The organism is Imhoffiella purpurea, from assembly GCF_000585215.1.
Lineage (GTDB): Bacteria > Pseudomonadota > Gammaproteobacteria > Chromatiales > Chromatiaceae > Imhoffiella > Imhoffiella purpurea.
Map to the genome: position 1 here is coordinate 84,741 of NZ_AONC01000025.1, position 19,481 is coordinate 104,221.

12 protein-coding genes and 1 tRNA gene are annotated in these 19,481 nt (G+C 65.4%); 9 read left to right on the plus strand and 4 right to left on the minus strand.

The window, feature by feature from the left end; all coding sequences use genetic code 11:
- The first annotated feature begins 64 nt into the window (after positions 1 to 64).
- The 3 genes from D779_RS08380 (at position 65) to D779_RS08390 (ending at position 3,648) form a co-directional block, all read left to right on the plus strand.
- The gene (locus tag D779_RS08380; protein ID WP_232424122.1) at positions 65 to 649 is read left to right on the plus strand and encodes a MarR family winged helix-turn-helix transcriptional regulator; all 585 of its coding nucleotides are present in this window, start codon (positions 65 to 67) and stop codon (positions 647 to 649) included.
- A gap of 288 nt (positions 650 to 937) precedes the next feature.
- Complete coding sequence (locus tag D779_RS08385) at positions 938 to 2,098, plus strand: HlyD family secretion protein (protein ID WP_232424123.1); 1,161 nt, start codon at positions 938 to 940, stop codon at positions 2,096 to 2,098.
- 17 nt (positions 2,099 to 2,115) lie between these two features.
- The gene (locus tag D779_RS08390; protein WP_043752433.1) at positions 2,116 to 3,648 is read left to right on the plus strand and encodes a DHA2 family efflux MFS transporter permease subunit; all 1,533 of its coding nucleotides are present in this window, start codon (positions 2,116 to 2,118) and stop codon (positions 3,646 to 3,648) included.
- Positions 3,649 to 3,889: 241 nt separating this feature from the next.
- On the opposite strand, the gene D779_RS08400 is transcribed toward D779_RS08390, so the two are convergent.
- Positions 3,890 to 3,966, minus strand: a tRNA-Arg gene (locus D779_RS08400).
- 323 nt (positions 3,967 to 4,289) lie between these two features.
- Here D779_RS08400 and ppsR (D779_RS08405) point away from each other — a divergent pair.
- Both ppsR (D779_RS08405) and D779_RS08410 read left to right on the plus strand, forming a co-directional pair.
- Positions 4,290 to 5,666, plus strand: a complete 1,377-nt coding sequence (gene ppsR, locus D779_RS08405) for a transcriptional regulator PpsR (protein WP_043752438.1) — start codon at positions 4,290 to 4,292, stop codon at positions 5,664 to 5,666.
- Positions 5,667 to 5,682: 16 nt separating this feature from the next.
- Complete coding sequence (locus D779_RS08410) at positions 5,683 to 7,773, plus strand: GAF domain-containing protein (RefSeq protein WP_081763407.1); 2,091 nt, start codon at positions 5,683 to 5,685, stop codon at positions 7,771 to 7,773.
- 171 nt (positions 7,774 to 7,944) lie between these two features.
- Here the strand turns inward: D779_RS08410 and D779_RS08415 are convergent, their stop codons facing one another.
- The 3 genes from D779_RS08415 to ppsR (D779_RS08425) form a co-directional block, all read right to left on the minus strand.
- Positions 7,945 to 9,147, minus strand: coding sequence for a geranylgeranyl diphosphate reductase (locus D779_RS08415; protein ID WP_043752442.1), 1,203 nt, complete (start codon positions 9,145 to 9,147; stop codon positions 7,945 to 7,947).
- A 104-nt stretch (positions 9,148 to 9,251) separates the two neighbouring features.
- The gene (chlG, locus tag D779_RS08420; RefSeq protein WP_043752662.1) at positions 9,252 to 10,157 is read right to left on the minus strand and encodes a chlorophyll synthase ChlG; all 906 of its coding nucleotides are present in this window, start codon (positions 10,155 to 10,157) and stop codon (positions 9,252 to 9,254) included.
- A 180-nt stretch (positions 10,158 to 10,337) separates the two neighbouring features.
- Positions 10,338 to 11,783: a transcriptional regulator PpsR gene (ppsR, locus tag D779_RS08425; protein WP_043752664.1), complete on the minus strand. Its 1,446-nt coding sequence runs from the start codon at positions 11,781 to 11,783 to the stop codon at positions 10,338 to 10,340.
- Positions 11,784 to 12,362: 579 nt separating this feature from the next.
- Here ppsR (D779_RS08425) and bchF point away from each other — a divergent pair.
- The 4 genes from bchF to D779_RS08445 are packed head-to-tail and all read left to right on the plus strand — an operon-like array spanning position 12,363 to position 19,470.
- Entirely contained in the window at positions 12,363 to 12,881 is a 519-nt protein-coding gene (gene bchF, locus D779_RS08430) for a 2-vinyl bacteriochlorophyllide hydratase (RefSeq protein ID WP_043752445.1), read from the plus strand.
- Positions 12,878 to 14,164 carry a ferredoxin:protochlorophyllide reductase (ATP-dependent) subunit N gene (locus D779_RS08435; RefSeq protein WP_043752447.1) on the plus strand — a complete coding sequence of 429 codons (1,287 nt, stop codon included), beginning with the start codon at positions 12,878 to 12,880 and terminating at the stop codon, positions 14,162 to 14,164. Before bchF ends, D779_RS08435 begins: the two co-directional genes overlap by 4 nt.
- Before the next feature lie 4 nt (positions 14,165 to 14,168).
- The gene (bchB, locus tag D779_RS08440) at positions 14,169 to 15,749 is read left to right on the plus strand and encodes a ferredoxin:protochlorophyllide reductase (ATP-dependent) subunit B (protein ID WP_043752449.1); all 1,581 of its coding nucleotides are present in this window, start codon (positions 14,169 to 14,171) and stop codon (positions 15,747 to 15,749) included.
- Positions 15,724 to 19,470: a magnesium chelatase subunit H gene (locus D779_RS08445; RefSeq protein WP_043752452.1), complete on the plus strand. Its 3,747-nt coding sequence runs from the start codon at positions 15,724 to 15,726 to the stop codon at positions 19,468 to 19,470. The genes bchB and D779_RS08445 overlap by 26 nt, the downstream gene beginning before the upstream one ends.
- Positions 19,471 to 19,481: the final 11 nt, after the last annotated feature.

The window sequence follows — 19,481 nt, forward strand, 5'->3', positions numbered from 1 at the left end:
TCGTTGGATCCACCCCAAATCCCAGCCGGCACCGACGCATTCGCAACTCGATCACGCGAGTTGAGTGCTCCTGGCCGTCCCGCAGCCCTCTGGTTATGCCGGATCGCAGGATCTTGACGATAGCAGCTTAGGCAGTTATTGTTTGGGCAGCAATAAAGAGATCGATTGTGCCATGATGCGTGAGACGCGCCTTCAGCCATCTGTCGATGCAGGTCAGGGCCCCTTCTCGAGCGAGAGTGTGGGACGGTATCTGAACGAGGCATCCGTGAGACTGATGGAGGCGCTTGATCGGCAAGCCAGGGGCGTCGGCGTCAGCGCCGCGCAGTGGCGCGTGTTGATACGGATTGCCTTGGATATCGACACGACGGCGGCCGATCTCTGCCAGAACTTGCGCTACGACACGGGCTCCATGACGCGGATGCTGGATCGTCTGGAAAATCTGGGACTGATCCGACGGGAGCGCAGCACCGAGGATCGTCGGGTCGTCCGACTCAGTCTGACCGAGGAAGGAGAGGCGATCTGTCCGCGCCTGCAGCAGATCGGTATCCGGGTTCTCGATCATTTCCTCGGGGGTTTCACGCAAGAAGAGGTCGTTCTCCTCAGGGATCTGTTGAAACGCATCGCTTCGGCCCCGCCGCTCACGAACTGAAACCACAAGATACCGTCCAGGTGCGGAGTTCAAGGGGATGGGTAGGAAGGGTTTTGTCTAAATAGCTGCCTAGGCAGTCGCAGCTTTAGCAGTTAGATGGCTGTGCAGGGTATGGAGTCCCTGCCATTTTCCAAGATTCAATCGAGATCTCCCATGGCTTCGGATCTGTCAGAGTCGTCCGCCCATCCGCGCGCTGAGTCCGCCCCGACGGCTTGCGCCGCTTCTTTCCCTCCGAATCGACCCAGACACCGCCGTATCTTCGGCATGCTTCTGGCCGGATTGATCTTCATGGGACTAGGCGGGGCCTATGGCCTTTACTGGTGGATGGAGGGCCGTTTCCTCGTCGGGACCGAGGATGCCTATGTGGCCGGCAACCGGATCCAGGTCACCGCTCAGGTCGCGGGCACGATCATCGCCGTGCATGCCGAGGATACGGATCGCGTCCAGGCCGGGGACACCCTGGTCGTGCTCGACGATACCGATGCGCGCGTGGCGCTCGACCAGGCCAAGGCCGCCTTGGCTGAACGGGTGCGAGAGGTCCGGGAGCTCTTCGTGCAGTCCCGCGTGCAGGAAGCCAGGGTCAAGGTCCGTGAGGCCGAGCTGAAGCGCGCCGAGGACGATCTGGTCAGCCGGAACCACCTCGCCAGGACCGGCGCCACCTCGCAGGAGACGCGCCGGCACGCCGAAAATGACGTGGCACAGGCCCGGGAGAGTCTGGCGGCGGCCCGCGAGGATCTGGCGGCGGCCCAGGTCCTGATCGACAAGACCTCGGCGAGCGAACATCCGCGCGTGCATCTGGCCGCCGCCCAGTTGCGCGCGGCCTATCTCGACTGGCGACGCACGCGGGTTCCGGCGCCGGCCTCGGGACAGGTGGCCCAACGCTCGGCGCAGGTCGGCCAGCGCACGGAGCCTGGGGCTCCGCTGATGTCGATCGTGCCGCTCGAGGATCTGTGGGTGGACGCCAACTTCAAGGAGGCCCAGCTGTCCGATGCACGGATCGGCCAGCCGGCGGAGATGACGGCGGACCTCTACGGCGGCGACATTCACTACCACGGCCGCGTCGTGGGGTTGTCGGCGGGGACCGGGTCGGCATTCGCGCTTCTGCCGGCCCAGAACGCCACGGGCAACTGGATCAAGGTGGTTCAGCGCGTTCCCGTTCGGATCGCCCTCGATCCCCAGGAACTGGCGGCGCATCCGCTGCGAATCGGCCTTTCGATGCGTGTCACGCTGGACGTTCACGACCGGGAGGGCTCGCAACTCTCAGCCGTGAGGCGGAATGCGCCTGTTGCCGAAACCTCGGTCTACGAGGCCTTGGATCGGGACGCGCAGGCTCTGATCGACGAGGTCGTCGCCGCCAATCTCGGGGACTCGGATATCTCCCAGGCCGCTGCAGGCGGAACCGCGGAGACGGCCTCCAGTCCGATCGACGCCCCGACGGCGGCGCGTTGAAGGATGGGAGTCGAGGGATGAGCCAAGCCCCTCTCGCGCCGCCTCTCCCCCCGCTGACGGGTGCCCCCCTGGTGCTGGCCACCATCGGCCTGTCCCTGGCCACCTTCATGAACGTGCTGGACACGACCATCGCCAACGTCTCATTGACGCCCATCGCAGGCGATCTGGGCGTGAGCCCCAGCCAAGGTACCTGGGTCATCACATCCTTCGCCGTGTCCAACGCCATCACCATTCCTTTGACCGGCTGGCTGGCCCAGCGGCTGGGGGCGCGGCGGCTGTTCCTGATCTCGACATCCCTGTTCACCCTGGCCTCCCTGCTGTGCGGCCTGTCGCAGAGCCTGGGCATGCTGCTGATCTTCCGCGTTCTGCAGGGACTGGTATCGGGTCCCATGGTCCCCTTGTGCCAGACCCTGTTGCTACAGTCTTTTCCCCGGGAGAAGGCGGGCATGGCCCTGGCCTTCTGGGCCATGACGGCGACCGTCGCCCCGGTCATGGGACCGATCCTGGGCGGCTGGCTGACCGACAACTGGTCCTGGCCATGGATCTTCTACATCAATATTCCAGTCGGTCTGGCGTCCGTCTGGCTGACCGCCTTCGCCCTGCGCGGCAGGGAGACCCCAACGACCAAGCGTTCGATCGACTATGTCGGCCTGATCCTGCTGGTGGTGTGGGTCGCGGCGACCCAGATCATGCTCGATCGGGGCAAGGAGCTGGAGTGGTTCAATTCGCTCGAGATCGTCCTGCTGGCCGTGGTGGCGGTCATGGGTCTCACCTTCTTTCTCATCTGGGAGTTCACCGAACGGCATCCCGTCGTCGATCTCTCCCTGTTCAAGGAACGCAACTTCGCCGCCGGCACGCTGGCGCTCTGCCTGTCATACGCGACCTTCTTCGGCACCCTGGTCCTCATCCCCATGTGGCTGCAGCGTTTCATGGGCTATACGGCGACCTGGGCCGGCCTGGTGACCGCGCCGATTGGAATTCTGGCACTCGTTCTGTCGCCGATCATCGGGCGCCTGATGGGCAGGGTCGATCCCCGGCTCTTCGTCACCCTTTCCTTCGGCGTGTTCTTCCTGTGCAACGCCTGGCGAGCGACCTTCTCGCCCGAGGTCGACGCCGGCACCATCGCCGCCACGCATCTGGTTCAAGGGATCGCCATGGCCACCTTCTTCCTGCCTCTGACCGCGATCATCCTCTCCGGGCTGGAACCTCACCGCATTCCAGCGGCATCCGGTCTGTTCAACTTCCTGCGGCTGATGGCCGGCGCCTTCGCGGCCTCCATCTGGACCACGCAGTGGGAAAACACGGCCGCGCGGCATCATGCCTACCTCACCGAGTCCGTCACGGCAGCCTCGGCCGAGACCGCACGGGTGCTAGACACCTACCAGTCCATGGGGATGACGCAGCAGCAGGCCTATGCCCGGATCGCTCGGACGATCGACACACAGTCCTATTTCCTCTCGATCCTCGATATGTTCGCGCTGGCCGCCGCGCTCTTTCTCGGGCTGATCGCCCTGATCTGGCTGGCCCGACCGGCTCGACAGGGGGCGTAAATGCCGGAGGTCGCGCATTTGGAGGGTGGGTTCGCGCGCTTCCTGGCTGCGCTCCACACGCGCGACGAATGCAGGATCAGGATGGCAAGGCGGCCTCTCTCGGTCGAGGGCCAAGCTCGGGCGGTCACAGGATCCGTCATTGACCTGGGGCGCATCGACGCCCGATGCCGATCCGGCTATATTCCCGCAATGGGTACATGAGTCGGATGGATGAAGGGATAAGCGCAAGAAATCGAAAACATGGTGCCCTCGACAGGATTCGAACCTGTGACCTATCGCTTAGGAGGCGATTGCTCTATCCAACTGAGCTACGAGGGCGATGCGGAGATAGTATTCCGACCAGTAAGTTTAACGCAGCTCGCCGGTACGAGTCATTCCCGTTTGATCATGGAATCCGATCCTGATCGATGAGATCCTAATATAGGCCGACGGCCGGTGTGTGGCGGATATCCGGCTTGTCCGAATCTAGTCTCCTCGTATTCCTGTGATCTCGAGCGTCGGTCCAGGATCCAGCGAGGACATCGACCCTTTCGGCCGGAGTGGTCGCGCTCAGGATCGTTCGCTGAGTCGGCTCGCCCCCTACTGAACGGCAGATGGATGCATGGCGCCGTTCATTCCAATGACACTGGATTCGGAAGCCTATGATTGGCGATAACCATCCCCGGCCGGACGTGACGCTGTACCTCGATCGGGAGGGCGTGATTCGACGCGCCGCCCTCTCCGTCGGCATGCCGGGCGAGGGCCTGGACGAATGGGTGGGCCGGCTCTGGTCGGAGACGGTGGATTCCTCGGCCAGTCGGATTCTGACGCGGATGGTGGCGGATGCCCGGGATACGGGCGTCTCGGCGCTGCATCAGGTCGCTCAGCGTTTCCCGAGCGGCCGCTCCATTCCCATCGAATACACCACCGTGCTGCTCGGTGCTCAGGCCGGGCTGGTGGCCGTTGGCCGCAGCCTCCAGGCCGTGACCGAACTGCAGTCGCGTCTGGTCGAGGCGCAGCAGGCCATGGAGCGCGATTATTGGAAGCTGCGCGAGGTCGAGACACGCTATCGTCTTCTGTTCAGGTCATCGACGGACGCCGTACTGCTGCTGCGCGCCAATACCTTGAGCATCGCCGATCTGAATCCCGTGGCCGCGGCCGCGCTGGCCCTGCCGTCGATACGTCCCAGTACGCTGAGTGGGAGGGAGCTGCTGCCGCTCCTGCCGGAGGACGAACGCAATCTCTTTCAATCCATGCTCGCGCAGGTGGCCGAGCAGGGGACGGCGCCTTCCATCATCGTGCATCTGGGGGCCGGCGCGATCGCCTGGGCCGTGCGTGCCTCTCTCCTGTCTTCGGAGTCCGGAGCGGTCTATCTGCTGCAGTTGACCCCTGCGCAGGCGGTTCCCTCTCCCGCAATTTCCGGCGATGCCCCCTCGGCGGCGCTACTCATCGAGCGTATGCCCGATGGATTCGTGGTGACCGACCGGGCCGGCTCGATCCAGCGGGCCAATCGCGGTTGCCTGGATTTGATCCAGATGCCGACCGAGCGGTCGGTGATCCATCAGACGCTCGGTCGCTGGCTGGGGCGTCCTGGCGCCGACCTGACCGTGCTGCTGGCGAACGTGCAGCGGCTGGGGACGGTGCGTCTCTTTTCGACGGTCATCCACGGCGAACTGGGAACGGAGACGGATGTCGAGATCTCGGCGACGGGCAATCTGGACGCCGATCCCGAGTACATCGGTGTTCTGATACGCGACGTCGGTCGTCGTCTTCCAACCCCGGCGGAACCCTGTCGTCTGGGGGATCGCCTGGGCGTTCTGACCGGCAAGATCGGCAAGCACGCCTTGCGCGCGCTGGTCGAGGAGACGGTTGCAATTGTCGAGCGCCACTATATCGAGGAGGCGCTCGAGCTGACCGGAGGCAATCGGACCGCGACGGCCGAGCTGCTTGGTTTGAGCCGGCAGAGTCTTTATGTCAAATTGAACCGCTACGGTTTGGATCACGAGACGGCGAAACATCAGGACGGGATCGTCGAATAACTGGAGGCCCACCGACTTGACTCACGGTTTCGTACCTTCCCTCGACAGTGGGTGGATCAGGCCGGATGAGTGCGAGGCGTCAGGTGTTCGGTCGGTCGATGCCATTCAAGCCCATGGCGCCCTGTTGGTGTTGCGGGAACCTGATCTCCGGATCCTGTGCATGAGCCGCAACGCCGGGGATCTTCTGGGTCTTGGCGAAGAGGTGCTCGGCCGCTCTCTGGCGGATGTCCACGGCGATCTCGCCGAGCGCATCCATGCCCATCTCGATCGGCCGCTGCATCGGGTTCCCCAGGCCATCCGGTGTCCGGCCGGCTTCGCCGGGCGCGCCTTCGACGTATCCTTGCACCGCTTCCGCCGGAACGAACTGGTGATCGAGCTCGAGTCGGTCGCGCCCTCGCCGGATACCTCCGTCCAGGTTCAGGAGATGCTGCGGGGCATTATCGCCTCCTCGTCGTGCGGCGCCTTGTGCGACGAGGTCGCGCGCACGCTGCGCGAGATCAGCGGTTACGACCGCGTCTTGATCTATCGTCTGGGGGTCGACGGCAGTGGAGAAATCCTGGCCGCCGATGGCGATTCGCATCTGGAGCCCGCTGTGGGACGGCGTGAGCCCGGGGTCGCTGCGGCCCTGGTCTCAGGGGGACTGAGTGGTGCGAATCGAGTTCGCTTCGTTGGGGACCGTGATGCCGAGGCGGTGCGCTTGGTTTGCGCCGAATCGACGATCGGCGATCCCGCCTTGGATCTGTCCGATTGCATTCTGGCTGCGCCGACGCCCAGCTGTCGCGACCTCCTCGCGCGTCTGGAGGCGAGGTCGGCCCTCGTGATGCCCCTGATCGTGGCCGGGCGTCACTGGGGGCTCATCCTCTGTCTCGATTCCTCTTCCCGTTATCCCGCCTACGCGATGCGTGCGGTCTGCGAATTGGTTGCCGAGGCGGCGGCGACCCGGATCGCGGCGCTCGAAAGCATCGAGCGTGCCCAGGTCGCCTTCTGCGTGCGCAGCCTGGAGCAGCGCATGATCGATTCCATCGCTGCGAGAGGCGACTGGACCCCCGCGCTCTTCGGCGATCCGGACGCCCTCTTGGGGCCTGTGTCGGCTCAGGGGGTCGCGCTCTTTCATGACGGCAGGACGATCACGGCCGGACAGGTGCCGGATGTCCAGGGGTTGCGGGATATCGTCGCCTGGCTGGATTCTCTACCGGATGCTCCGCTGATCGAAAGCCACTGTCTGGGCGGCGAGCGGCTCGATTTCTCGGCCTTCGCTCCATCCGTTTGCGGACTCATGGCGGTGCCCGTCTCGCGCGGTCTGGGTGAATATCTCATCTGGCTCAGGTCCGGGATCGGTGGCTCTTCATCGGAGCGGGCCATGCCTTGGACCTCGACGGATCGGGCGACGGGGACCGCGATCGCCGAGTCCGTCTCGGACGTCATCCAGCAGTTTCGCGCGGTGCGTCTGCTGATCGCTCAGGCGCAGCTCGCTCAGGTTCGTTCTCAGATGGAGATCGCCGAGCAGCCGCTCCTGGTCGCCGGTAGCGACGGCACCATTCTGCTCGTCAGCCGTTTCATGCGGCACCTCATGGGCGAGGCCGCCGACCCTATGCGTCGGATCGATGATCTGATGCCGCTCGTCGTCGAGCCGAGCGAGGCTGGCGATCGGCTCAGGGATCTGGTCGAGCGCCAAAGACCCTGGCGGGGGGAACTCTGTCTCAAGACGCGGGACAGCGCCCTGAGCCGTTTCATGGTTCGCGCGGACCCCGTTTTTTCGTCCCCCGGGCGGGTGCTGGGGTATGTCCTGATCTTCAGCGATTTCCCGGGGCGCAGCGTCGTGGAAGAGGCGCGCCGGCGATTTCAGGAAGGGCTGGAGCAGCGGCGCTCGAGTATCGAATCGGCGATCGGCTCGGGGGCCGAGGGGCCGTATCGGGATCTTCTGTGCTCGATCGTGGGAAACGCCCGGCTGGCCGAGTCCGAGGTGGTCGGCGGCATGGATCAGGATCGCATTCCCGCGGTGGTGGATGGCGTGAACGACTCGGTCGCGCGAACGGCCGAGCTTTTGGAGCATCTGGTGCGCTACGCGGGCGAGACCTCGAAGCTCGGAGGCTCGAGCAAGCAGTGATTCTGCATCGACTTGAACCTGGATTTACTGGAACCGCAAAGGCCCGGAATATGCGGCAGTCGCCTCCGTGTCTTTGCGGTTCCAGTCTTCGCTGACCGGAGCCGCCTCTCGCCGGTGCGTTCGCTGGCGGCAAGAGGCGTTTCGAGGCTGGTCGGTGGATGATGCCCTGTCTCAGCCCTTCCGTAGAGAGGCGATGCCGAGCAGATGGGCAAGGTCCTTGAAGAAGATGCGCAGATGGGCGCCCGGTCGCGCCTTGACCAGACGCTTGTTCATGTAGGCCTCCCAGGTCAGGTACTGGATGTCCGGATCCGCGCAGAGGCTGACGAACCGCTCGCGACGCTTGTCGCTGGAATACCAGAACTTCTGCAGAATTCCCAGGACCCAGAATACCTTGCCGTGGGCCTTCATGAAGCGCTGACGTGCCTTCTTGAGCGCCTTGGGATTGCCGGTGGCGCAGAACTCGTCGACCGCCTCGGCGGCCAGGCGACCGCAGGCCAGGGCGTAGTAGATGCCTTCGCCGGAGGCCGGCGCCACACAGCCGGCCGCGTCGCCGGCGAGCAGGATGTCGCGGCCGTTGTCCCAGACCTTCAGGGGTTCGAGCGGGATGGGGGCGCCTTCGCGGCGCAGGGTCTCGGCATCCTCCAGGCCGGCGCGGCGGCGCAGCTCGGTACAGGCCGAGCGCAGCGAGAACCCGGGGATGGCGGTGCCGACGCCGACGCTGATGGTGTCGCCGTGGGGGAAGACCCAGCCGTAGAAGTCGGGCGAGATGTCGCCCTGATAGTAGACGTCGCAGCGGGTACCGTCGAAGTCGGCGCCCTTGGGCGTGGTCACGATCTCGTGATAGGCGGAGACGTACTTGACGGTCTCGTAGCCCGGAACATAATTCTTGCCGACGAAGGAGTTGGCCCCGTCCGCGCCGATGACGGCCTTGGCGCGCACGCTCTCGGTTTCGCCGTTGACTCGCTCCTGACCCGGGCGGAAATGCACGACGGCGGTGCCGTCGCTGTCGCGCTCGATGCGGTCGAAGGTGGCGGTCTTGCGGGTCGCGCCGTTCCCGGCCGCGCGCTCGCGCAGCCACTCGTCGAAATGCTCGCGGTCGACCATGCCGACATATCCACCCTCGATCGGCATGTCGACCTTGCGGTCCGAGGGGGAGATCATGCGCGCCGAGTTGACCTTGGCGGCCAGGGCGGACTCGGGGATGTCGAAGTCGCGCATCGCCTGCGGCGGGATGGCGCCGCCGCATGGCTTGATGCGGCCGGCGCGGTCGAGCAGACACACGGAACGGCCCATCTTGGCCAGGTCGTTGGCGGCGGTGGCCCCGGCGGGTCCGCCGCCGATGACGACGACGTCGAAGGTTTCAGGGTTTGACATGGGGAATCTCGTCGATAGCAATGGTGCGCGCGCAAGTCCGCGCAGGGTTCATCTAAAACTGAGCAGTCAGCTTCCAGCTACCAGCTGTCAGCTGGTAGCTCTTCTTACTGGATCAGCCCGCGTACGGCGAATGCGCTGATCATCATGCCGGTGACATAGACGCTGACGCCCAGTCCGCTGAACCAGGTCGCACGTTCGCGCGGGTCGCCCAGGAAGCGGATCATCAGCGCGACCTGGATCAGCAATACCACGCCGACGGCGATGGCGTGAGCCGGCTTGTCCCAGGCGAAGAGCAGGGCGATGACGACGGCCTGCGGCAGCGCCATCACCAGACAGAGGAGTCGCGCGGCACCCTCGACGCCGAGCTGGACCGGCAGCGAGCGGACGTTCATCTGGGTGTCGCCCTCGATTGCCTTGAAGTCGTTCAGGGTCATGATGCCGTGGGCGCCGAGGCTGTAGAGCAGGGCGAGGACGAGGATCTTCCAGTCCGGAAGGGCACCGCCGATCATGACCGCCGCGCCTGTGACCCAGGCCAGTCCCTCGTAGGAGATGCCGGCCGCCAGGTTGCCCCACCAGCCGTTGCCCTTGAAGCGGAAGGGCGGCGCGCTGTAGCCCCACGCGATCGCCATGCCGATCAGGGCGATGCCGAAGACCCAGGGACCGAGCACATAGGCCAGCGCCAGCGAGACGCCGGACCAGATCAGCGAGAGATAGAGGCCCCAGCGGCCTGGGATGCGCCCGGAGGGAATGGGGCGGTCGGGCTCGTTGATGGCGTCCACGTGACGGTCGTACCAGTCGTTGACCACCTGGCTGGTTCCGCACATGAGCGGGCCGGCCAGGACGATGCCGGCGATGACCACGAGCAGCTGCTCCAGAATGGGGGCGCCCGAGGACACCACGCCGCAGCTGAAGGCCCACATGGGCGGGAACCAGGTGATGGGGTGGAGTACCTCCAGCATCGCGGAGGGCTGGGGATAGCGCGCGTTCGCGAGCGGCAGCGTTCGATTCATGCGGGAGACCTTCATCTGCTCCGAGAGCTTCGACTCATCGTGAGGGGTTGGGAATGGGGATGGATGGACGTCGTTCGCGCAAGCGTCCGCGCGGCATCTCCGATGCCGGAACGATCCGAGCCGGCGGTATCGGGATGCTCGAGAGGGGTGCAGCGAGCGGGAGCGGCGGCGATGGCCGGTTCAAGATCGATCCTTCTTGTCTGGCCCTGAAGGCTCCGAGGATTGATCCGCGACGATGCCATAACGATCGATTTTGACGTACAGGCTTTGTCGACTCAAGCCCAGCAGCTCGGCCGCCGAGGCGCGGTTGTCTCCGGTCAGCTTGAGCGCTGCCTCGATGCACAGACGCTCGATGGTATCGGTGGATTCGCGCACCAGTTCCTTGAGCGGAACGCGCCCGACCCGTTCGGTCAGCTGGTCCAGCCAGCGGGTCTGTTCCGGGGTCGTCGGCTGCTCGGCGCTCAGGCGGCGTCCGACGTCGCGGATGAAGAATCCGAAATAGGGCCGATCGCCGTTACGCACCGAGGCGGCCGAGATCTCGACGTCCGTGGTCGAACCGTATTCGCCGCGCAGCGTGGTGGCGAAGAGCCGGACCGTCGTGTGCTGACGCAGATTGGCCATGAGAACGTTCAGGTCGACCCCGGGTCGGCCGAGCCAGCGGTCGAGCGATTCTCCGCGCGCCTGCTGCTCGGTCGGGACCTCGGCGAGACTCAGGAAGGTGGAGTTCGCGGTCAGGATTCGGCCGTCCGTATCCGTGACGACCACGCAGTCCGGGGCGTTTTCGAGCACGCGCAGATAGCGCGCCTTGGTCTCGGGCAGCGCCGTGTTGGAGGAGGGAGCCGAGAGTAGCGGGGCGAGCCTCACCAGGATGAAGGAGGCGTTCTCCTGGCGCAGCAGCGAGGCCGACACCAGGAATTCCTGCATGCTGTCGAGCTGGTGCGCGCGCACGTCGTCCGCCCGGCCGGCTGCTCGGACCCCGGCGAGCAGGCCGTTGATCGCATGCATGCCCTCGGTATCGAAGCCCTCTGGAAATGGCCGGCCGATGACGCGGCTCGGGCTTTCTCCGAGCAGCTGGCCGGCGGCCGGGTTGGCCTCGACGACGCGCTGGGTCGGTGCGTCGATGATGAGGATCGCCTCGGACACCATGCGGAACAGCAGGCGATAGCGGGTCTCGACCTGGCGGAATCGCCAGTAGTCGCGCTCGAGCGCCTGCTGGGCGTCGACCAGCTGCTGCTGGAGCGCGGCCATTCCCTGAAGATTGCGGCCGATCGCGACGACCGGTCCGTCGTCGCGCAGACGCAACGCCCGGTATTGAATGGGGATGTCGGTTCCGCGGGTCGAGGGATGGCTGACCTGGCGCCAGCGGGTCATGCTCCGCTGACGCGCCTCGCTGAGAAGCGCCTCGAGATTGGGGCGGCTATCCGGGGAAACGGTGGATGCCCAGGGGCGACCGATCCAGTCGCTGTCGAAGTCCGCGAGCAGATCCTCGCTGCCGAATGCGATGTCGCTCACCACGCCCTGATCGTCGAGCACGACGGCGATGTCGGCCATGCCTTCGACCAAGGCCGCCGCCGTCTCGGCATCAAGGACGCCGAGGGATTCCCTCGGGGCTCTGAACGAACTCACGGCGACCAGACCCTCCACTGCCTTTGGGCGCGCCCCGTAGGTCCTTATTCCTGGACCTGCAGCGGCAGACTCGCCGAATTGATTCAAACGGTTGCGCGTGCCTTGTGGCACACTGCGTATCGATTTAAGAAAACTGGCTGTCGAGCCATCGATCGAATCGAGTCCCTTGTCGTCGGTGTACGGCTGAGGTCGTCCTCTCGAACACGGTCGTTTCGGAAAACGCCGACAGGGCGACAACCGCAGAACGATCATCTTGACAGGACGCTGTCACATAGGGGCCCTGATCGAGGGCTGTTCGATGCAGCTCGAGTCGGCGACGGTCGCGCCTTTGCGCCGAGCCCAGCGCGATTCTTCATGCGCCCCAGGTGAATTCCCTTTAAGGAAATACCCGGTTAGAGATGGTGAGACACGCCCGCCCATCCTTTAGGGTTTGACTCCCTATTGTGGTGGCTTGTTCGGGGTTGTCAAGTCAGGTTTACGTAAAGTTTGGTTGACGCATTCAGGAAAGCAGACTAGATTTCTGCATGCGACTTAAGTGATGATCTAAAGGATCTTGAGCGGATTCCGACCTAGTAGCAGATGACCCATCACCATACCCAAGAGAACTCGCGTCGTCCTCTTTACACTCCCGAAGAGCGGCGTCGGCGGGACGAGTCGCCGTGGACGCTGGTCCAGGGCATCCTTGCGCCCCTGCAGTTTCTGGTCTTTCTGATCAGTCTCTATCTGGTGCTGCGCTATCTCGCCACCGGCGAGGGCTATCTTGCGGCGACCGTCTCGGTCATCGTCAAGACGCTGGTGCTCTACACCATCATGATCACGGGCTCCATCTGGGAGAAGGTGGTCTTCGGCAAGTATCTGTTCGCCGAGTCCTTCTTCTGGGAAGACGTTTTCAGCATGTTGGTGCTGGCGCTGCATACCGCCTATCTGGTAGCGATCTTCACCCTGGATTCCCAGGCCCAGATGTTCATCGCCCTGGCCGCCTATTCGACCTATGTCATCAACGCGGCCCAGTTCCTCATCAAGTTGCGCGCCGCGCGGCTCGAAGGCGCTCGCAGCAAGACCGCTACCGGAAGCACGCTCGCCGAGGTCGCGGAATGAGCGGTGTCGACGCGCAGCGGCGCGCGGGCGCCGAGGCTTGTGGCGTGCCGAACGTCAATCGCGAGCGCGGGCAGCGCCAGGTCTTCTGCGGTCTGGCGGGTATCGTCTGGCTGCACCGCAAGATTCAGGATGCCTTCTTCCTGGTCGTGGGTTCGCGGACCTGCGCCCATCTGCTTCAGTCCGCCGCAGGCGTGATGATCTTTGCCGAGCCTAGATTCGCGACCGCCATCCTCCAGGAGCGCGATCTCGCCGGTCTCGCGGACTGCCATAAGGAGCTCGACCGGGTGGTCGCCGAGGTGCTCGAGCGTCGGCCCGACATCAAGACCCTGTTCCTGGTCGGCTCCTGTCCGTCCGAGGTCATCAAGCTGGATCTGAGCAAGGCGGCCGAGCGTCTGTCCGGCGTCTACGGCGGTCGCGTACGCGTGGTCGACTACTCGGCCAGCGGTCTGGAAACCACCTTCACCCAGGGCGAGGACACCTGTCTGAACGCGCTGGTGCCGCAGATGCCGGTGATCGCCGATGGCTCCCGCAGTCTGCTGGTCGTGGGTACCCTGCCGGACGTGGTCGAGGATCAGTTCTCGCGGTTCTTCCAGGAGCTCGGGATCGGTCCGGTGCATTATCTGCCGCCGCGTCAGGCGAGCGAGCTGCCTCCGGTCGGCAATGGAACCTCGGTCCTGCTGGCTCAGCCCTTCCTGAGCGAGACCGCGCGGATGCTGCAGAAGCGCGGTGCCACCCTCTTGAGCGCCCCCTTCCCCTTGGGTATCGAGGGAACCCTCGGCTGGCTGCAGGCTGCCGCCGATGCCTGGGGCATCCCCGAGGAGCGGGTGAAGGAGGTGACCGCCGCGGCGGTCGCGCGCGCCGAGCGCGGCCTGGCGCGTCAGCGCGAGCTGCTCGCCGGCAAGCGGATCAGTTTCCTGCCCGATTCCCAGCTCGAGGTGCCGATCGCCCGTTTTCTGCAGCGCGAGTGCGGCATGGAGCTGGTCGAGGTGGCGACCCCTTTCCTGGATCGGCAGCTGATGGAGGCCGAGCTGGGCCTGCTGCCTTCCGATCTGAGATTGACCGAGGGTCAGGACGTAGAGCGTCAGCTCGACCGGGTGCGCGAGGATCGCCCCGACATCACCGTCTGCGGCCTGGGCCTGGCGAATCCGCTGGAGGCCGAGGGGTTGCGGACCAAGTGGTCGATCGAGCTCGTCTTCAGTCCGATCCACGGATTCGATCAGGCGGCCGATCTGGCGGAACTCTTTGCGCGCCCCCTGGTGCGCGGCGCACTCTTGCAGGTTTGATCCCATGCAGTTGACCCTCTGGTCCTACGAAGGTCCACCCCATATCGGCGCGATGCGTCTGGCCGCCTCGATGAAGGGCCTGCATCTCGTTCTGCACGCCCCGCAGGGCGACACCTACGCCGATCTGCTCTTCACCATGATCGAGCGCCGTCCCCAGCGGCCTCCGGTCAGCTATACCACCTTCCAGGCGCGCGAACTCGGCAGCGATACCGCCGAACTGGTGAAGACGACCATCCAGCAGGCCTACGACCGCTTCAAGCCCAGCGTAGTCATGGTCGGCGAGTCCTGCACGGCCGAGCTGATCCAGGATCAGCCGGGCGCGCTCGCCCAGGGCATGGGGCTGCCGGTTCCGGTCCTGCCGCTCGAGCTTCCCGCCTACACTCGCAAGGAGAACTGGGGCGCCAACGAGACCTTCTACCAGTTGGTCCGCGGACTGTTGCGCAGTCGTGTCCCGGCACCCGGTTCGGAGCGCGAGCTGCGTGCCGCCGGTGCCCGCCCCAAGGCCAACCTGCTCGGTCCCTCGTCGCTCGGCTTCCGCTGCCGCGACGATGTGGTCGAGGTCACCCGTCTGCTCGATGGGGTCGGCGTCGACGTCAATGTGGTGGCTCCGCTGGGCGCCTCTCCCGAGGATCTGCTGCGCATCCCCGAGGCCGACTTCAACGTTTGTCTCTACCCCGAGATCGCCGATCAGGCCTGCAACTGGCTCGAGCGCATGTTCGGTCAGCCGACGGTCAAGACGGTGCCCATCGGGATCGGCGCCACCCGCGACTTCCTCTCCGAGGTGGCGCGGATCACCGGGATCGAGATCGACGCCACGGAACAGCCGATCTGGTCTAGAATGCCCTGGTACTCGCGGTCCGTCGACTCGACCTATCTGACGGGCAAGCGGGTATTCATCTTCGCGGATGCCACGCACGCGGTCGCCGCGGCGCGGATCGCCGCCGAGGAGCTCGGTTTCACGGTCGTCGGTTTGGGGACCTATGCGCGCGAGTTCGCCCGCGATCTGCGCGATGCGGCCAAGCGCTATGGTGTCGAGCCGCTGATCACGGATGACTATCTCGAGGTCGAGGCACGGGTCGCCGAACTGCAGCCCGAGCTGGTGCTGGGCACTCAGATGGAGCGCCATATCGCCAAGCGTCTCGGCATTCCCTGTGCGGTCATTTCGGCGCCGGTGCACATCCAGGACTTCCCGTCCCGGTATGCGCCGCAGATGGGCTACGAGGGTGCGAACGTCATCTTCGATACCTGGGTTCACCCCTTGATGATGGGGCTCGAGGAGCATCTCATCACCATGTTCCGGGAGGACTTCGAGTTTCACGATGCCGCCACGCCTTCGCATCTGGGGCCAGGGACACGCAAGTCCGCCCCCGAGCAGGCCGAGTCCGCAGCGAAGGGAGAGACGGGCGAGCCGACTGACGACGCGGGTACGATTTGGGCACCGGAAGCCGAGCAGGAACTGAAAAAGATCCCCTTCTTCGTACGCGGAAAGGCCCGTCGCAATACCGAGAGGTTTGCCGAGGAACGCGGGATCCAGACCATTACTGTGGAGACGCTCTACGATGCCAAAGCGCACTTCGGCCGCTGAGAAGCGTGCCAAATCCCCCGATGCGACGCCCGTTCGCGTCGTCATCGTCAATCTCGATGGGCATTTGGCCGGGACCACTCAGCGCGCGCTTCCTGCCGTTCAGCGCGATCTGCCGGGCTTGCAGCTCAACCTGCATGCGGCCACCGAGTGGGCCGACGATCCGGCCTCGCTGGAGCGCTGTCTGAAGGACATCGCCGAGGGCGACATCATCATGGTCACCATGCTCGTCATGGAGGACCACTTCAAGCCGATCCTGCCCGCGCTGGCCGCGCGGCGCGACGCCTGCGATGCCATGATCGTCTGCATGTCCGCCAGCGAATTGATGAAGATGACCCGCATGGGCGGCTTCACCATGGACGGCTCCTCGAGCGGCGGCCCCATGGCCCTGCTCAAGAAGCTGCGCGGCAATCGCGAACGCAGCCAGAGCGCTGGCGCCCAGCAGATGTCGATGCTGCGCCGCATCCCCAAGCTGCTGCGCTTCATCCCGGGTACCGCCCAGGACGTGCGCGCCTACTTCCTGACGCTCCAGTACTGGCTCGCCGGCTCGGACGAGAACCTGGCCAACATGCTGCGCTTCCTGGTCGACCGCTATGCCGACGGCGACCGCCGTCATCTGCGCGGCACCCTGAAGGTCGGCTCGCCGCTCGAGTATCCGGAGGTCGGTCTCTATCATCCCAAGATGAAGGGCCGGATCGGCGAGAAACTGCCCATGCTGCCGAGCGTCGGCCGCAAGGACAGCAAGGGCCGGGTCGGTCTGCTGCTGATGCGTTCCTACGTCTTGGCCGGCAACTCGGGTCACTACGACGGCGTGATCAAGGCGCTCGAGGCACGCGGTCTGGAGGTGGTTCCGGCCTTCGCCAGCGGTCTCGACGCGCGTCCGGCGATCGAGAAGTTCTTCATGCAGGACGGTATCGCCACCGTCGATGCGGTGGTTTCCCTGACCGGCTTCTCGCTGGTCGGCGGTCCCGCCTACAACGACGCCCATGCCGCCGAGGAGATGCTCACGCGTCTCGACGTCCCCTATCTCTCGACCCTGGCGGTCGAGTTCCAGACCCTGGATCAGTGGGAGGAGTCCAGCCAGGGTCTGCTGCCGGTCGAGGCGACCATGATGGTGGCCATCCCCGAACTGGACGGCGCGACCGGCTCCATGGTCTACGGCGGCCGTAACGGCGGCGGTCCCGAGGACGGCGCGCGCGACATGCATGCGCACGCCGAGCGTGCCGAGATGCTCGCCTCCCGCGCCGCCCAGCTGGTGCGTCTGCGCCGCGCCGAGCGTGCCGAGCGCAAGGTCGCCATCGTGCTCTTCAACTTCCCCCCCAATGCGGGCAACACGGGGACCGCGGCCTATCTGTCGGTCTTCGCCTCGCTCTATCAGACCCTGGTGTCCATGGATGCGGCCGGCTACAAGGTCGATCTGCCCGAGAGCGTCGACGATCTGCGCGAGCGCGTGGTCAACGGCAACGCCTCCCGCTATGGCGCGCATGCCAACGTGCATGTCCGTATCCCGGCCGACGATCACGTCCGCCGCGAGCGCTATCTGGCCGAGATCGAGAAGCAGTGGGGCGCGGCCCCGGGCAAGCAGCAGAGCGACGGTGCCTCCATCTTCGTGCTGGGCGAGCAGTTCGGCAACGTCTTCGTCGGCATCCAGCCCTCCTTCGGTTACGAAGGCGACCCCATGCGCCTGCTGTTCGAGAAGGGCTTCTCTCCGACCCATGCCTTCTCGGCCTTCTACCGCTATATCCGCGAGGATTTCGCCGCCCACGCCGTGCTGCACTTCGGGACCCACGGCGCGCTCGAGTTCATGCCGGGCAAGCAGGCGGGCCTGGGCGAGGCCTGCTGGCCGGACCGTCTGATCGGCGATCTGCCCAACGTCTATCTCTATGCCTCGAACAACCCCTCCGAGGGGACCATCGCCAAGCGTCGCTCGGCCGCGACCCTGATCAGCTACATGACGCCGCCGATCGCCCATGCCGGACTCTACAAGGGGCTGATCGATCTCAAGGGCTCGATGGAACGCTGGCGCTCCCTGCCGCCGAGCGAGGTCGACGAGCGCAAGTCGCTGGTCGAGATCATCCAGGCCCAGGCCGCCGAGCTGGAGTTGGCCGATCCCGAGCCGCAGTGGCCCGAGAACGAGGTCGATGCCCGCGTGACCAAGCTCAACGAGGAGGTCCTGGAGCTCGAGTACACCCTGATCCCGCACGGTCTGCACGTCGTCGGCGAGGCCCCGACCGAGGAGGAGCGCGTCGATCTGCTGATGGCCGTGGCCGAGTCGACCAAGGACATCCGACCCGAGAAGGCCGCGCTCGAGGCGCTGGTCGCCGGCAAGTCCGCGGAGAAGGCGCTCAAGGCCGGCAAGATGAAGACCTCCGAGGAGAACGTCACCCTGTTCCGCGAGCTGGCCGAGATCGACCGGCTGCTGATCCAGGACACCGAGATCCCGGCGATCCTGCGCGCCCTCGACGGTCATTTCATCCCGCCGGCGCCCGGAGGCGACCTGCTGCGCACCCCGGCGATCCTGCCGACCGGACGCAACCTGCACGGTTTCGATCCCTTCCGTCTGCCGAGCGCCTTCGCGGTCAAGGATGGCGCCGCCCAGGCCGCGCGTCTGATCGAGCGTCATCGTTCCGAGGGCAACGACAGCTATCCGGAGACCATCGCCCTGGTGCTTTGGGGGACGGACAACCTCAAGACCGAGGGTGGCCCCATCGGCCAGGCCCTGGCACTCATCGGCGCCCGTCCGCGCTTCGACAACTACGGCCGTCTGGCCGGTGCCGTGCTGATCCCGCTCGAGGAGCTGGGCCGTCCGCGCATCGACGTGGTCATGACCCTGTCCGGCATCTTCCGCGACCTGCTGCCGCTGCAGACCAAGCTGCTGGCCGAGGCATCCTTCATGGCCGCCTCCGCCGAGGAGCCGGTGGAGCAGAACTTCATCCGCAAGCACGCCCTGGAGTACCAGCAGGCCCACGGCTGCGATCTGGAGACCGCCTCGCTGCGCGTCTTCAGCAACGCCGACGGTGCCTACGGCGCGAACGTCAACCACCTCATCGACAGCAGCAGCTGGGACGAGGGCGAGGAGCTGGCCGAGACCTATACCCGCCGCAAGAGCTTCGCCTACGGGCGCTCCGGAAAGCCGGTGCAGCAGGCCGAGCTGCTCAAGAGCTGTCTGGGACAGGTCCAGCTGGCCTATCAGAATCTCGACTCGGTCGAGCTGGGCGTCACCACGGTCGACCACTACTTCGACACCCTCGGCGGTATCGCCAAGGCGGTCGGTCAGTACAAGGGCGACGAGGTCCCGGTCTACATCGGCGACCAGACACGCGGCGACGGCGTGGTGCGCACCCTGGCCGAGCAGGTCGCGCTCGAGACCCGCACGCGCATGCTCAATCCGAAGTGGTACGAGGGCATGCTCAAGCACGGCTACGAGGGCGTGCGTCAGATCGAGGTCCACGTCACCAACACCATGGGCTGGTCGGCCACGACCGGTCAGGTCGCGCCCTGGGTCTACCAGCAGCTGACCGAGACCTTCGTCCTCGACGAGGAGATGCGCAACCGCTTGGCGTCGCTCAATCCGACCGCCTCGGCCAAGGTCGCGAATCGTCTGATCGAGGCCCATGAACGCAATTACTGGTCGCCCGACGAGGCGACGCTCGAAGCGCTGAGAAAGGCAGGAGAAGAGTTGGAAGATCGGCTCGAAGGTGTGATCGAGGAGGCGGCTGCGTGACGATTCAGGAT

What these genes read in the sequence shown, in the direction of transcription:
- D779_RS08385 (WP_232424123.1), top strand. Translation starts at nt 938, where the DNA reads ATGGGACTAGGCGGGGCCTATGGCCTTTACTGGTGGATGGAGGGCCGT.
- D779_RS08390 (WP_043752433.1), top strand. Translation starts at nt 2,116, where the DNA reads ATGAGCCAAGCCCCTCTCGCGCCGCCTCTCCCCCCGCTGACGGGTGCC.
- chlG (WP_043752662.1), bottom strand. Translation starts at nt 10,157, where the DNA reads ATGAATCGAACGCTGCCGCTCGCGAACGCGCGCTATCCCCAGCCCTCC.
- D779_RS08435 (WP_043752447.1), top strand. Translation starts at nt 12,878, where the DNA reads ATGAGCGGTGTCGACGCGCAGCGGCGCGCGGGCGCCGAGGCTTGTGGC.
- D779_RS08445 (WP_043752452.1), top strand. Translation starts at nt 15,724, where the DNA reads ATGCCAAAGCGCACTTCGGCCGCTGAGAAGCGTGCCAAATCCCCCGAT.
- bchB (WP_043752449.1), top strand. Translation starts at nt 14,169, where the DNA reads ATGCAGTTGACCCTCTGGTCCTACGAAGGTCCACCCCATATCGGCGCG.
- bchF (WP_043752445.1), top strand. Translation starts at nt 12,363, where the DNA reads ATGACCCATCACCATACCCAAGAGAACTCGCGTCGTCCTCTTTACACT.
- D779_RS08415 (WP_043752442.1), bottom strand. Translation starts at nt 9,147, where the DNA reads ATGTCAAACCCTGAAACCTTCGACGTCGTCGTCATCGGCGGCGGACCC.
- ppsR (WP_043752438.1), top strand. Translation starts at nt 4,290, where the DNA reads ATGATTGGCGATAACCATCCCCGGCCGGACGTGACGCTGTACCTCGAT.